Origin of the sequence: Legionella sheltonii, assembly GCF_026191355.1 — a bacterium.
Classification (GTDB): domain Bacteria; phylum Pseudomonadota; class Gammaproteobacteria; order Legionellales; family Legionellaceae; genus Legionella; species Legionella sheltonii.
Genome location: NZ_JAPHOQ010000041.1, coordinates 1 through 1,124, shown reverse-complemented (window position 1 = coordinate 1,124; position 1,124 = coordinate 1). Strand labels below are relative to the sequence as shown.

Below are 1,124 nucleotides of genomic sequence, written 5' to 3'. Positions count from 1 at the left end.
GTAACTTTTCTTAGCATATCACTAGATGCTTCTAAAGCATCGTTAATTTTTGATACGACATTGTCTTTTGATTGAAAAAATCCAAGTCGCCTATTTTTTTCAATAGGCTTAGCCAAGGCAACAGCTTCTTCTTTTGTTATTTCTGCTGCTTTAATATAGGTTTTAATTGATTGTCTCAGCGTTTTATCTAATTGAGATAAAATTTCATAATAATTATTTGACTCATCAACAGGCTTTGCAAAATCTTGAGTAAGCTGTTGCGTAGCGCTCTTTAATTGTTTTATTTTACTTTGGATAATTGGGTATTTTTCATTACTCACACCATATTTTTTTTCTAGTTTATTAGCTATTTCTATAAGCGCCTTTTCCAAATTTACTGCGGCTGCAACAATCAGTTGCTGCTTTTTTTGAAAAAGGTCATATACTGCACCAATGTGTTCTTGAGTATTATATTTTCTGACGTAGTCGGTATTATAATTTCTAATGGGGCTAAAAGTATGTTTGGAAGGATTAAGATCTTCTACGTGATTTGTATAAACATCTAAAACCTCGTCATATTCTTGATAATAGTTTTTAGTTCGAGAAAGATATTCTGAAGCAAGGTATACATCATCAGACCAAGGATCACAGATATAAGCATCCTTACCCCAGGTTTCTGGCTTCTTCGGATCACACTTCCTTTTTGTCGCCCAACAACCAGGACCACGTGATTGCCGCCTACTAATTGAAAAACTTCTGCGTTGATATGAGGCGCATAATGAGCTATGTAATCAAGGGCTAATTCAGAAAGCTCATTACAATTTCCAATTGAATATTTTTTACTGCATTCAATCGATTTGTAAAATTCATAAATGTAATAGTCAAACTCCAACCAGGAGCTTGCAGCTTCTTGAGATTTTTCCCTTATAGTTTTTACTGCTTCACTAAGGCTTTTATTCTTATCAATAGGATAAGTATTATTAATAAGTTGAGTTGCCCCTTCTATGATAAAAGCTCTTGCATATTGATTGGCAAGATGAGCTGCATCCTTATTTGAGTAAGGGACAATAGGCATTCCTAATTTCATAAAAAAACCAAAGTGCTTACTTTCATTAAATTATAGTTAAAAAAACTTAAGATTTTAT

General features: G+C 33.0%; 1 protein-coding gene and 1 pseudogene. Both read right to left on the bottom strand.

Annotated elements, in window-relative coordinates:
• Nucleotides 1–371, bottom strand: a pseudogene (locus tag OQJ26_RS19255) (hypothetical protein); the annotation flags it as partial.
• A 170-nt stretch (nucleotides 372–541) separates the two neighbouring features.
• Nucleotides 542–1,066 (bottom strand): hypothetical protein, encoded by a 525-nt coding sequence (locus OQJ26_RS19250; RefSeq protein WP_265705282.1) that lies wholly within the window; start codon nucleotides 1,064–1,066, stop codon nucleotides 542–544.
• Nucleotides 1,067–1,124 lie beyond the last annotated feature (58 nt).

What these genes read in the sequence shown, in the direction of transcription:
- OQJ26_RS19250 (WP_265705282.1), bottom strand. Translation starts at nt 1,066, where the DNA reads ATGAAATTAGGAATGCCTATTGTCCCTTACTCAAATAAGGATGCAGCT.